Source organism: Streptomyces aureus, assembly GCF_001418135.1.
GTDB classification, from domain to species: Bacteria; Actinomycetota; Actinomycetes; order Streptomycetales; family Streptomycetaceae; genus Streptomyces; species Streptomyces aureus_A.
Map to the genome: position 1 here is coordinate 1 of NZ_LIPQ01000002.1, position 11604 is coordinate 11604.

Annotated in this window: 11 protein-coding genes; 7 read left to right on the top strand and 4 right to left on the bottom strand. The window is 71.9% G+C overall.

The window, feature by feature from the left end; translation table 11 throughout:
- Positions 1-11: 11 nt before the first annotated feature.
- Positions 12-716 carry a DUF2470 domain-containing protein gene (locus tag AOK00_RS00120; protein ID WP_055598274.1) on the bottom strand — a complete coding sequence of 235 codons (705 nt, stop codon included), beginning with the start codon at positions 714-716 and terminating at the stop codon, positions 12-14.
- Positions 717-911: 195 nt separating this feature from the next.
- Between AOK00_RS00120 and AOK00_RS00125 the strand changes: the two genes are divergently transcribed.
- Positions 912-2231, top strand: a complete 1320-nt coding sequence (locus AOK00_RS00125) for a hypothetical protein (protein WP_055598275.1) — start codon at positions 912-914, stop codon at positions 2229-2231.
- A gap of 98 nt (positions 2232-2329) precedes the next feature.
- On the top strand, positions 2330-2800 hold the full coding sequence (locus tag AOK00_RS00130; protein ID WP_055598276.1) for a hypothetical protein: 471 nt from the start codon (positions 2330-2332) through the stop codon (positions 2798-2800).
- A 97-nt stretch (positions 2801-2897) separates the two neighbouring features.
- Here the strand turns inward: AOK00_RS00130 and AOK00_RS00135 are convergent, their stop codons facing one another.
- Positions 2898-3173, bottom strand: coding sequence for a hypothetical protein (locus tag AOK00_RS00135; protein WP_055598277.1), 276 nt, complete (start codon positions 3171-3173; stop codon positions 2898-2900).
- A gap of 93 nt (positions 3174-3266) precedes the next feature.
- Here AOK00_RS00135 and AOK00_RS00140 point away from each other — a divergent pair, with 93 nt between their 5' ends.
- The 3 genes from AOK00_RS00140 to meaB are packed head-to-tail and all read left to right on the top strand — an operon-like array spanning position 3267 to position 8232.
- The gene (locus tag AOK00_RS00140) at positions 3267-5078 is read left to right on the top strand and encodes a methylmalonyl-CoA mutase family protein (RefSeq protein ID WP_055598278.1); all 1812 of its coding nucleotides are present in this window, start codon (positions 3267-3269) and stop codon (positions 5076-5078) included.
- A complete protein-coding gene (scpA, locus tag AOK00_RS00145; RefSeq protein WP_055598279.1) occupies positions 5078-7252 on the top strand; it encodes a methylmalonyl-CoA mutase in 2175 nt (724 codons plus the stop codon). The genes AOK00_RS00140 and scpA overlap by 1 nt, the downstream gene beginning before the upstream one ends.
- Complete coding sequence (gene meaB, locus AOK00_RS00150) at positions 7249-8232, top strand: methylmalonyl Co-A mutase-associated GTPase MeaB (protein WP_055598280.1); 984 nt, start codon at positions 7249-7251, stop codon at positions 8230-8232. The genes scpA and meaB overlap by 4 nt, the downstream gene beginning before the upstream one ends.
- Positions 8233-8375: 143 nt before the next feature.
- On the opposite strand, the gene AOK00_RS00155 is transcribed toward meaB, so the two are convergent.
- Entirely contained in the window at positions 8376-8726 is a 351-nt protein-coding gene (locus AOK00_RS00155) for a winged helix-turn-helix transcriptional regulator (RefSeq protein WP_055598281.1), read from the bottom strand.
- Positions 8727-8798: 72 nt separating this feature from the next.
- Here AOK00_RS00155 and AOK00_RS00160 point away from each other — a divergent pair, with 72 nt between their 5' ends.
- Together AOK00_RS00160 and AOK00_RS00165 are read left to right on the top strand one after the other, a co-directional pair.
- Positions 8799-9692, top strand: coding sequence for an NAD(P)-dependent oxidoreductase (locus tag AOK00_RS00160; protein ID WP_055598282.1), 894 nt, complete (start codon positions 8799-8801; stop codon positions 9690-9692).
- 134 nt (positions 9693-9826) lie between these two features.
- The gene (locus AOK00_RS00165; protein WP_055598283.1) at positions 9827-10114 is read left to right on the top strand and encodes a hypothetical protein; all 288 of its coding nucleotides are present in this window, start codon (positions 9827-9829) and stop codon (positions 10112-10114) included.
- Positions 10115-10137: 23 nt separating this feature from the next.
- On the opposite strand, the gene AOK00_RS00170 is transcribed toward AOK00_RS00165, so the two are convergent.
- Positions 10138-11334, bottom strand: a complete 1197-nt coding sequence (locus AOK00_RS00170) for a nitric oxide synthase oxygenase (RefSeq protein ID WP_437441368.1) — start codon at positions 11332-11334, stop codon at positions 10138-10140.
- Positions 11335-11604 lie beyond the last annotated feature (270 nt).

Genomic DNA, 11604 nt, shown 5'->3' on the forward strand with positions numbered 1-11604 from the left:
GTCAGGTCAGGTCAGGTCATCAGGCTGTTCGGATGGGAGGAGCGGCGGGCCGCGGCGAGCAGGGCGTGGATCCGGGCGCCGGCCTGGTCGATGTCGGTGACGGGGGTGGGGAAGGGCAGCCGGACGTCCTGGTGACCGGTGGGGTGTTCGAGCCGCAGGGTGATGCCGTACCGGTCGAGCGCGACGGGGAGCGCACGGACCATGTCCCGTGCGGGGCGCGGCCGGACGAGGCGCAGCAGCAGGGGGACGAGCTCGCTGTGACCGTCGACGAGATGGGTCAGCATGGACGCCTCGCAGGAGGCCATCGGGTCGACGTCCGTCTCGTGGAGCTCCTCCAGGGTGATGTAGTTCCGGCCTTCGGCGTCCTGCAGGAGTGCCTGGCCGAACTCCATGCAGATGCTCGCGGCGGCCTCCGGCTCGTACGGCGCGGAGAGGAGTCCCGTCAGGGTGACGCGCGCCCGGAGCCGTTCGCGTACGGGAGTGGGGGCGATGTCGGTGAACTCCAGGCGCACGGGGATCCGCGCGGCCTGCCCGGCGTGGCTCTCCTCGGACGGGTCGTGGAGGTGGATGTGGCCCATGGGTCCGGTGCCGTCGAGGAGGTGCACCTCCTGGTGGAGTCCGTCGGACACGACCGTCATCGAGTGCGCGGCGGCCAGGATCGATCGCACGCGCTCGGCGGGGGTGGGCCGCGTGACGCGGGTGGTGAAGGGACGCATCCGAGTTCTCCCGGGACAGGTGACGGAGACAGACCAGAGACTGCCGCTCAGGACCGTTACTTAGGTAAGCCTAAGCTAACCCATCCCGGACTCGCTACGGAACGGCGAAATCCGCTCCGGCACGGAGTCGCTGACACCTCGTGTGATGATCTCCCTTTCATTTCGGATCCGCCGCTTACCTCAGGGGGAGAGACCATGGGAACAACGGACGCCAACGGCGTCGATCTGTCCGGTGTCACCGGCAGACTCATTCAGACGGTCGACCTGGTGAAGGGCCCCGCACCGCAGGCGATCGCCACCGACACCGTCAACGGGCACGTCTTCGTGCTCCAGGTGGAGAGCTCGGCCACGGCCCCGCAGGGCAACCTGTACCTCAACCGCATCAACCGCCGGACCGGCGCGATCACCGGCTCGATGCAGCTGAAGGGATTCGGCCACGGGCTCTCCATGGGCGCCGAGCCGGTGGGCGCCGACACCTACCTCTGGACCGAGGTGGGCCCGCTGCAGCTCTCCGCGGACGACGCCGCCTTCGGCAAGGCCGTCACCCGGTTCCGCTTCGTCGACGGCGGGGTCCTCGACGGGGCCCTGATACCGCAGAGCCAGAAGTTCACCCCGCCCGGCAGCACTTCGAGCACCGGCCCGTCCCTCGACCCGGTGAACAACCAGCTGTGCGTCATGTACCACAAGGACGGAAAGCGGCACTTCACCCGTTACGACCTCACCGCGGCGGCGGCCGGCTCGTGGGTCCCGGTGGGCACCACCTTCGTCATGCCGGCCGGAGAGGACGTCACTCCCGACGTGCCGACCCCCTACCCGCTGCAGAAGACCCTCGTCTCCCAGGGGTACACGGCCCTGGGAGACGTCCTCTACGCGTACCAGTGGGCGCCGTACGACAAGAAGAACTTCCCCGAGATACCCGACTCGTTCCCGGGGATCGCCTTCCTCACCTCGTACGCGTGGACGACCGGCGAGCGCATCGACCGGCAGGTGGTCACCAACGCCGACGGGCTCACCCGGCGCGAGCCCGAGGGCGTCGCCACCGAGGTCGACCCCGCGACGGGCGAGACCCGGCTGCTCTTCGGCTTCAGCAACACCGTCCCCGGCACCACCGGTTCCCGTGACGTCACGATCGGCTGGTACCCCACCAAGCCCGCGGTGGACGGGATCAAGGTGCTCGCCGACTGGGAGGACCTCGCGCTCGAGGCCGGCGTCTCCCCCGGCGCCGAGCGCCCGCGCGGACGGCTGATCGCCCTCGCCGGCACCACCTACCTCCAGCTGCGAGGCACCGTCACCTGCTCCCCGGGCCTGACCGCGGACAGCAGGATCGGGACCCTGCCGCACCGGCTGCGCACGACGCATCCCACGCGCCAGAACGTGCCCCGCAACAACAGCGCCGGCCGCTGTGTGTGCCGGATCGAGACGGACGTCACCGGCGCCCTCCGCGTCTACGGCGCCACCAGCGACAACGCCATCACCTGGATCGACTTCGACGGCGTCTCCGTCGCCTGGCGATGAGGAGCGCCGTGGACAGCCCCGTGGACAGCCCCATGGGCATGCCCGTCAACAGCCCCGCCACCCCGCCCGCACACCCCACCCGATCCGGAGGATCGAGCATGACCCAGCCCACCACCAGCCGCCGCTCCCTGCTCACCGCCGCGCTCGCCGCCCCCGCCGTCGCGGTCGCCGGGCCGCTGCTCACGGCGACGCCGGCCGCCGCCGTCGACCCCGTGGACGGCTGCCAGGTCGTCGTCGACTGGACGGCGATCACCGTGGACCCCGCTGTCGTGAACGAGCCCGGCGCGCCGGCCGAGGCCCGCGTGATCCGGCTCGCGGGGACGGAGTTCCTGCAGCTGCGCGGCACGGTCACCTGCGCGTTCACCGCCGACGGCCGCCTCGGCACGCTGCCCGCCACCATCCGCCCGCCCAAGCTGACCCGCGGTGTCTGCCCCCGCAACAACAGCCTGGGCATCAACGCGGTCCGCATCGAGGCCAACACGGCCGGCGCCGTCAACGTCTACGGCCCCCAGGCGACCAACAAGGTGACCTGGATCCAGCTGGACAACTTCTCCTCCGTCATGCGCTGAGGCCGCCGCCATGCGCCGAGCCGACGTCTTGCGCCGAGGCCGGCGGGCGGCCGGTGCCGGCCCCGCGGAACCCGTCGGCGGTCCGGCGAGACGCACCTCACGGCGCGTCGCCGGACCAGTCGAGGCGGCTCGGGTCACCGGGGCGCGGGTCGTACAGCGACCGGCCCCCGGCCCCGTACCGCCCCAGCTCCGTCTCCAGGGCCGCGCCGGCCTCCCGCTGCGCCGGCGTCCGGTCGGTGACGTCGAGCAGCAGTCCGTCGAGCGGACCGCCGACCAGCTCGGCGTAGACGCGGCCGGGCCTCGGGCCCGGCCTGGGGTCGTCGTGGTCCTGGCCGTAGACCCGGCCTCTCAGCAGCTCCTCGTCCCTGTCCATACGACACAGCGTCGCAGCCGCCACTGACAACGAGAAGAAGGTCACAGTGGTACGCCCTCCTGCTACTTTGTCGATCTCCCCTAGCATCCGAGCATGACGGTCCTGCCTGACGACGGGCTCACCCTGGCGTCCGAATTTCCCGACGCGCCACACGAACAGTGGCAACACCTTGTGGCAGGTGTCCTGCGCAAGTCCGGCAAAGAGGTGTCCGGCGACGCGGCCGAGGACGCCCTTTCCACACTCCTGGAGGACGGGCTCGACGTCCGTCCGCTGTACACGGCGCGCGAGACCGCCCTCGACGCCGGACTCCCCGGCTTCGCGCCCTTCGTGCGCGGTGGCCGCGCCGAGGGCAACACCCTGGGCGGCTGGGACGTGCGCCAGCGGCACCTCGCCCCCGACAACGACGCGGTCCTCGCCGACCTGGAGAACGGCGTCACCTCCCTCTGGCTGGGCGCCGGCGGCGCCGGCATCCCGGTCCCCTCGCTCGCCAAGGTCCTGGACGGCGTCTACCTCGACCTGGCGCCGGTCGTCCTCGACGCGGGCGACGAGACCGCGGCGGCCGCCGAGCTCCTGCTCGGTCTCTACGAGGAACGTGGCGTCGCCGACGACGCGGCCCGAGGCAACCTCGGCGCGGACCCGCTCGGACACGAGGCCCGCACCGGCCGCCCGGCGTACGACCTCGCGTCCGTGGCCGGACTCGCGCGCCGCTGCGCCGACCGCCACCCGGGGCTGCGGGCCCTGACCGTGGACGCCCTGCCGTACCACGAGGCCGGCGGCTCGGCCGCGCAGGAGCTCGGCTGCTCCCTCGCGACCGGCGTGGCCTATCTGCGGGGTCTGACCGCGGCCGGGCTGAGCGTCGCCGAGGCGTGCGCACAGCTGGAGTTCCGGTACGCGGCGACCGCCGACCAGTTCCTGACCATCGCCAAGCTCCGCGCCGCGCGCCGGCTCTGGGCCCGGGTGGCCGAGGTCTGCGGCGCCCCGGACGCGGGCGCGCAGCGCCAGCACGCGGTGACCTCGACGGTGATGATGACGCGCCGCGACCCGTGGGTGAACATGCTGCGCACCACGGTGGCCACGCTGGCCGCCGGAGTGGGCGGCGCCGACAGCGTCACCGTGCTCCCCTTCGACGACGCCCTCGGCCTGCCGGACGCGTTCGCGCGCCGGATCGCCCGCAACACCTCCACCGTCCTCATCGAGGAGTCGCACCTCTCCCGGGTCATCGACCCGGCGGGCGGCTCCTGGTACGTGGAGCGGCTCACCGACGAACTCGCGCACGCCGCCTGGGAGTTCTTCCAGGACATCGAGCGGGCGGGCGGCCAGGAAGCCGCCCTGCGGTCCGGGACGATCGGCGAGCGCCTCGCCGGGACCTGGGCCGCGCGCAGCAGGAAGCTCGCCACCCGCCGCGAACCCATCACCGGCGTCAGCGAGTTCCCCCACCTCACGGAGAAGCCCGTCGACCGGACGCCCGCGCCCGCGCAGCCGGCCGGCGGCCTTCCCCGGGTCCGCCGCGACGAGGCGTACGAGGCCCTGCGCGCCCGCTCAGACGCGCATCTGGCGGCGACCGGGGCCCGGCCCCGGGTCTATCTCGCCGCGCTCGGCCCGGCCGCCGCGCACTCGGCCCGCGTCTCCTTCGCCGCGAACCTCTTCCAGGCGGGCGGCATCGAGCCGGTCACCGAGGGCACGTTCGAGGAGAGCGGCGCCCGCGAGGTCTGCCTCTGCTCCAGCGACGCGCTGTACGCGGAGCAGGCCGGGACCGTGGCGGCCGAGCTGCGCGCGGCGGGCGCGGAGCACGTCCTCCTCGCCGGCCGCCCGGGTGATCACCCCGGTGTCGACTCGTACCTCTTCGCGGGCTGTGACGCCGTCGCCCTGCTCTCCACCGCCCTCGACCGCATGGGAGTGTCCTGATGTCCATCCCCGATTTCTCCGGGATCGAGCTCGGGGCGCCGACCGCCGGCGGTGGTCCCGACGCGTGGCGGGCGGCCGTCAAGAAGGCCACCGGCGGGGACGACCTGCTCTGGGAGACCCCGGAAGGCATCGGCGTCAAGCCGCTGTACACCGGGCAGGACCTGGAGGGCCTGGACTTCCTGGACACCCGCCCCGGCATGGCCCCGTACCTGCGCGGCCCGTACCCGACGATGTACGTCAACCAGCCCTGGACGATCCGGCAGTACGCGGGTTTCTCCACGGCCGAGGAGTCGAACGCCTTCTACCGCCGCAACCTCGCGGCCGGCCAGAAGGGCCTGTCGGTCGCCTTCGACCTGCCGACCCACCGCGGCTACGACAGCGACCACCCGCGCGTCACCGGTGACGTCGGCATGGCCGGCGTGGCCATCGACTCGATCTACGACATGCGCCAGCTGTTCGACGGCATCCCGCTGGACAGGATGACGGTGTCGATGACGATGAACGGCGCCGTGCTGCCGGTCCTCGCGCTGTACATCGTGGCGGCCGAGGAGCAGGGCGTACCGCCCGAGAAGCTGGCCGGGACCATCCAGAACGACATCCTCAAGGAGTTCATGGTCCGCAACACGTACATCTATCCGCCCGGGCCGTCGATGCGGATCATCTCCGACATCTTCGCCTACACCTCGCAGCGGATGCCGCGCTACAACTCCATCTCCATCTCCGGCTATCACATCCAGGAGGCGGGCGCGACGGCCGACCTGGAGCTGGCGTACACGCTCGCCGACGGTGTGGAGTACATCCGCGCGGGCCGCGAGGCCGGGCTCGACGTGGACGCGTTCGCACCGCGCCTGTCGTTCTTCTGGGCGATCGGCATGAACTTCTTCATGGAGATCGCGAAGCTGCGCGCGGCGCGGCTCCTGTGGGCCAAGCTGGTCAAGCAGTTCGACCCGCAGAACGCCAAGTCCCTTTCCCTGCGTACCCATTCGCAGACCTCGGGCTGGTCGCTCACCGCGCAGGACGTGTTCAACAACGTCACGCGCACCTGCGTCGAGGCGATGGCGGCCACCCAGGGCCACACCCAGTCGCTGCACACCAACGCCCTCGACGAGGCGCTCGCCCTGCCGACCGACTTCTCCGCCCGGATCGCCCGCAACACCCAGCTGCTGCTCCAGCAGGAGTCGGGCACCTGCCGGACCATCGACCCGTGGGGCGGCAGCGCGTACGTCGAGAAGCTCACGTACGACCTCGCGCGGCGCGCCTGGAAGCACATCCAGGAGGTCGAGCAGGCCGGCGGCATGGCCAAGGCCATCGACGCGGGCATCCCCAAGCTGCGCGTGGAGGAGGCCGCGGCCCGCACCCAGGCCCGGATCGACTCCGGCCGGCAGCCGGTGATCGGCGTCAACAAGTACCGGGTCGCGACGGACGAGCAGATCGACGTCCTGAAGGTCGACAACTCCTCCGTGCGCGCCCAGCAGATCGCCAAGCTGAAGCGGCTGCGCGAGGAGCGCGACGAGCAGGCCTGCCAGGACGCGCTCGCCGCGCTCACCCGGGCCGCGGGCGGCGAGGGCAACCTCCTCGAACTCGCGGTGAACGCGGCCCGCGCGATGGCGACCGTCGGCGAGATCTCCGACGCCCTGGAGAAGGTCTACGGACGGCACGCCGGCCAGATCCGTACGATCTCCGGTGTGTACCGCAACGAAGCCGGCGCGTCCCCGTCCGTGGACCGCACCCGTGCCCTGGTGGACGCCTTCGACGAGGCCGAGGGCCGTCGGCCGCGCATCCTGGTCGCCAAGATGGGCCAGGACGGCCACGACCGCGGCCAGAAGGTCATCGCCACCGCCTTCGCCGACCTGGGCTTCGACGTGGACGTCGGCCCGCTGTTCCAGACCCCGGCCGAGGTGGCCCGTCAGGCCGTCGAGGCGGACGTGCACATCGTCGGGGTCTCGTCGCTCGCCGCCGGACACCTCACGCTCGTACCGGCGCTGCGCGAGGAACTGGCGGCGGAGGGCCGCGAGGACATCATGATCGTGGTCGGCGGGGTGATTCCTCCGCAGGACGTGGCGACGCTCCTGGAGATGGGCGCGGCCGCCGTGTTCCCGCCGGGCACCGTGATCCCCGACGCGGCCCACGACCTGGTGACGCGTCTGTCGGCCGACCTCGGACACGAGCGGTGATCGATCTCGACACGTATGTCCGGGGCGTACGGGAGGGGAAGCGGGCGCTGGTCGCCCGCGCGATCACCCTCGTCGAGTCGACCCGCCCCCAGCACCGGGCACTCGCCCAGGAGCTCCTCACGGAACTCCTTCCGCACAGCGGGAACGCCGTGCGGATCGGGATCAGCGGAGTGCCCGGTGTCGGCAAGTCGACGTTCATCGACGCGTTCGGCACGATGCTGACCGGGCTCGGCCACCGGGTCGCGGTGCTCGCCGTCGACCCGTCGTCGACCCGTACCGGCGGCTCCATCCTCGGCGACAAGACGCGGATGGAGCGGCTGGCGGTCGACCCGGCGGCCTTCGTACGTCCCTCCCCCAGCGCCGGCACCCTCGGCGGGGTCGCCAAGGCGACCCGGGAGTCGATGGTCGTGATGGAGGCCGCGGGCTACGACGTGGTGCTCGTCGAGACCGTCGGCGTCGGCCAGTCCGAGACCGCCGTCGCCAACATGGTCGACTCCTTCCTGCTGCTCACCCTGGCCCGCACGGGCGACCAGCTCCAGGGCATCAAGAAGGGCGTCCTGGAACTCGCCGACGTGGTCACCGTCAACAAGGCGGACGGCCCGCACGAGCGGGACGCGCGCGCCGCGGCCCGTGAACTCGCGGGCGCCCTGCGGCTGATGCACGGCGCGGACTCCTTCTGGACGCCTCCGGTGCTCAGTTGCAGCGCGCGGGAGTCGGCGGGCCTCGACGAGGTCTGGGGGCGGCTCGAACAGCACCGCGCCCTGCTGGACTCGACCGGCCGGCTCACGGCCAAGCGTCACGACCAGCAGGTCGACTGGACCTGGACCATGGTCCAGGACGAGCTCCTGCGCCGCCTCCACTCGGACCCGGCGGTCCAGGACCTCGCGCCCGGCCTGGAGCAGCGGGTGCGCGCGGGCGAGCTGACGGCGACGCTGGCCGCCGAGCGGATTCTGGACGCTTTCGGGGAGCGGAGCGTCTGACGCGTCACCTTCAGGGGGCCTTCCTTTCGGGGAGGCCCCCTTTTTCGCGCTCCCCCCATACCCACTTTTTTGTGCGTACTTGTCGCGGATGCGGGCGCCGGGCGAAGCTGAGAGCGGCCCGGAGGAAGGAGAACGGCGGGGCCTCAGGAAGCGGCGGACGTGGTCGTGAGCCTGTCCAGGCGACGGTAACCCCAGTCGGACAACGGGGCCAGCGCCTCGCAGAGTTCACGCCCGAAGCCGGTCAACGAGTAGACGGTCTTCGGCGGCAGGACGTCGTGCACCTCGCGGTGAACGAGGCCGTCCTCCTCCATCTCGCGCAAGGCCTGGGTCAGCACCTTCTCGCTGATCTCGGGGATCCTCCGGCGCAGTTCGCCGGGGCGGTGCGGGCCGGACTCGAGCAGCCACAGCAGGTACGTCTTCCATTTGCCCTCGATGACCACGATCGCGGCGCTCACTCCGCACGTGTTCGAGTCCTGGGCCCTGGCGCGCGCCATCCGCGTCCTTCTCCTTCTTCCGGGAATTTCCTTCTCTCCACTGTCTCCACATGTCTACAAGGGAGTTCACCCATGTCTTCTTCCCGCGACACCGCCGTCACCGCCGTCACCGTCATCGGTCTCGGGCCGATGGGCCGGGCATTGGCCGCCGCGTTCCTGGCGGCCGGCGTACGGACCACCGTGTGGAACCGGACGCCGGGCAGGGACCGGGAGCTCGTGGCCGCCGGTGCCGTCGCGGCCGCGACCGCCGAGGAGGCGGCCGCTGCGAGCCCGCTGACCGTGGTCTGCCTGGTCAACTACGACGCCACCGACTCCGTGCTGCGTCAGGCGGCCGTGACGGCCGCGCTCAAGGGGCGGACCGTCGTCAACCTCAGCGCCGACATTCCCGACCGGGCCCGGGACACCGGCCGCTGGGCCGACGAGCACGGCATCGACTACCTCGACGGCGCCATCATGACGCCGACCACGTCCATCGGCACTCCGGCCGGGGTGTTCCTCTACAGCGGCCCGGAGGCGCTCCACGTCGAGCACCGGGCGGTGCTCGACACCCTGGGCGGCACCCACACCCACCTCGGGGAGGAGATCGGCCGGGCGGCGGCCTACGACATCGCGCTGCTCGACATCTTCTGGACCTCGGCGGCGGGCTACGTCCACGCCCTGGCGGTGGCGCGGGCCGAGGGGATCTCCCCGACCGAGCTGGCGCCCTTCGCCCAGGGCATCGGCGCGATCCTGCCGCCGCTGTTCCAGGAGCTGGCCGAGGACGTGGAGAGCGGCAGCTACTCCGGCGAGGGCAACCCGATCACCTCGGGGATCTCCACGATGGCGCACGTCGTGCACGCCTCCGAGGCCCACGGCATCGAGGCGAACGTGATGCGTGCCATCGAGGGTCTGGCCCGCCGGACGGTGGCCCTCGGTCACGGTACGGACGGCTACAGCCGGGTCGCCGAGGTCCTGGGGCGCCGCTGATCCGGTCCTGGGCCGGCGCCGGGTTGCGCCTTCGGATGCCGTCCCCGGCGGGTCGTGCTGTGCTGGCTGGTAGGGGGCGTCGCCGACGGGGTGGTGCGGGAGGGGCCGCCCCACCTCACGAGGAGTGATCCACCATGGCGATCTTCGTCCATGCCGTCCTTCCGGGTGTCACCACGGAGCAGTACGACCAGCTCAACGCCAAGCTACAGGAGACGCCCGACATCTTCGACGGCTGTGTGTCCCACGCATGCGTCCCCACGGACGACGGCCTGGAGGTCTTCGACATCTGGGAGTCCGAGGGTCACATGAACGCGTTCGTCGAGCGGATGATGCCGGTCGCGACCGGCCTGGGCTGGCCCGTGTCGGAAGCGCCCCGGGTCATGCGGGTGCACAACCACTGGGTCCCCGGGGCGAGCGGCTGACGGCCCCCGCCGTCGCACGGCGGTCACGCACGGGCCAGGAAGGCCGGCCGCAGGGAGGGGTCCACCGGGTCGTAGTACCGGTGGAAGACCGGGGTGGCGGAGCCGGAGACCGGGGGCACGATCCAGCTCCAGTCGGCGGGCGTCTCCCTGCCGTGGCGGCTCTCCTGGGTGATGTGCCGCAGGAACCGCTGGGACTCGGTGTGGTGGTCGGCCATGGTCACCCCGGCCTCCTGGAAGGAGTGCAGCACCGCCACGTTGAGCTCGACGAGCGCCCGGTCCCGCCACAGGGTGCGTTCGCTCGACCGGTCGAGCCCGAGCCGGTCCGCCACTACCGGGAGGAGGTCGTACCGCTCGGTGTCGGCGAGGTTCCGGGCGCCTATCTCCGTGCCCATGTACCAGCCGTTGAACGGCGCCGCCGGGTAGCGTACGCCGCCGATCTCCAGCGTCATGTCGCTGATCGCGGGCACGGCGTACCAGCGCAGGCCGAGGTCGGCGAACCACGGGTGGTCGGGGTGGCTCAGCGGTACCTCGCGGACGGCGTCGTCCGGCAGCTCGTACCACTCGGGCCGGGCGTCGGGGTGCTCCCGCACCATCAACGGCAGTACCTGGAAGGGTTCTTCGTCGCGCTTCCAGCCCAGGTCGCAGGCCCGGGCGGTCAGGGCCGCGCTGCGCGGGTCGCCGTGCCACGCTCCCTCCGGGGTGCGGTGTCCGGCGTAGCGCACCAGCTGGTCGTTGACGATCTGGGGGGCGGGGCGGCCCGGCCGGTCGGGGGCGAAGACGGTGATCACGGGCCGGATCCTGCCGCCGTTGCCGGCGAGCCTGAGGTGCTCGAAGGACGCGGCGGCGACATCGTCGGCGGAGGTGAGGTGCCGCAGGTCGCGCACCACGAGGCTGCGCCAGTAGAGCCGGCCGATGCAGCGGGCCGCGTTGCGCCATGCGACGCGTGCGCCGAAGGCGAGTTCGGCCGGGGAGTGCGTGTAGGTGCCGGTGCGCTCGACCTCGGCGAGCACCTCACGTATCCGGCTCCGTACGTCGTCCCCGGCACCCGGCTGCTCCTCGTGGAACTGACGGATGAACCGCTCCGCCTCGTGCCGGTCCACGAGGTGCGGCAGCCGGCCGCGGGTCTCCTGGGCGGGGGCGGGTGGCGCGGGGTCCCCGGACGCGTAGGGACAGGTTCCGGTGCTGGGGACAGACTTCCGGCGGCGGCTGCGACTGAAGATCAATGTGTTCCTCCCGGCCCCATGACTACCGTATGAACACATTCGGGCGCGGAGAGTGCGTGAATTTCCGGTCCTGGGAGGGCCACGCTGGTACCCTTTTGACGATCATGCCCGTTTGACCGGCATGCCCCAGCCTGCACTGGCGCGCGCGGCGCACCCGCGAGGGCGAGGCCATCCGGACGGCACAGATCCTGCCCGGCGAGCGAAGCGGCTGAGACGGCGCGGGGGCGGGCGCTTCGGCCGACGGCCCCGCCCCGCGCGCCGTCTCAG

Coding starts and splice junctions, on each gene's coding strand:
- AOK00_RS00120 (WP_055598274.1), bottom strand. CDS start 716: ATGCGTCCCTTCACCACCCGCGTCACGCGGCCCACCCCCGCCGAGCGC.
- AOK00_RS00125 (WP_055598275.1), top strand. CDS start 912: ATGGGAACAACGGACGCCAACGGCGTCGATCTGTCCGGTGTCACCGGC.
- AOK00_RS00130 (WP_055598276.1), top strand. CDS start 2,330: ATGACCCAGCCCACCACCAGCCGCCGCTCCCTGCTCACCGCCGCGCTC.
- AOK00_RS00135 (WP_055598277.1), bottom strand. CDS start 3,173: ATGGACAGGGACGAGGAGCTGCTGAGAGGCCGGGTCTACGGCCAGGAC.
- AOK00_RS00140 (WP_055598278.1), top strand. CDS start 3,267: ATGACGGTCCTGCCTGACGACGGGCTCACCCTGGCGTCCGAATTTCCC.
- scpA (WP_055598279.1), top strand. CDS start 5,078: ATGTCCATCCCCGATTTCTCCGGGATCGAGCTCGGGGCGCCGACCGCC.
- AOK00_RS00155 (WP_055598281.1), bottom strand. CDS start 8,726: ATGGCGCGCGCCAGGGCCCAGGACTCGAACACGTGCGGAGTGAGCGCC.
- AOK00_RS00160 (WP_055598282.1), top strand. CDS start 8,799: ATGTCTTCTTCCCGCGACACCGCCGTCACCGCCGTCACCGTCATCGGT.
- AOK00_RS00165 (WP_055598283.1), top strand. CDS start 9,827: ATGGCGATCTTCGTCCATGCCGTCCTTCCGGGTGTCACCACGGAGCAG.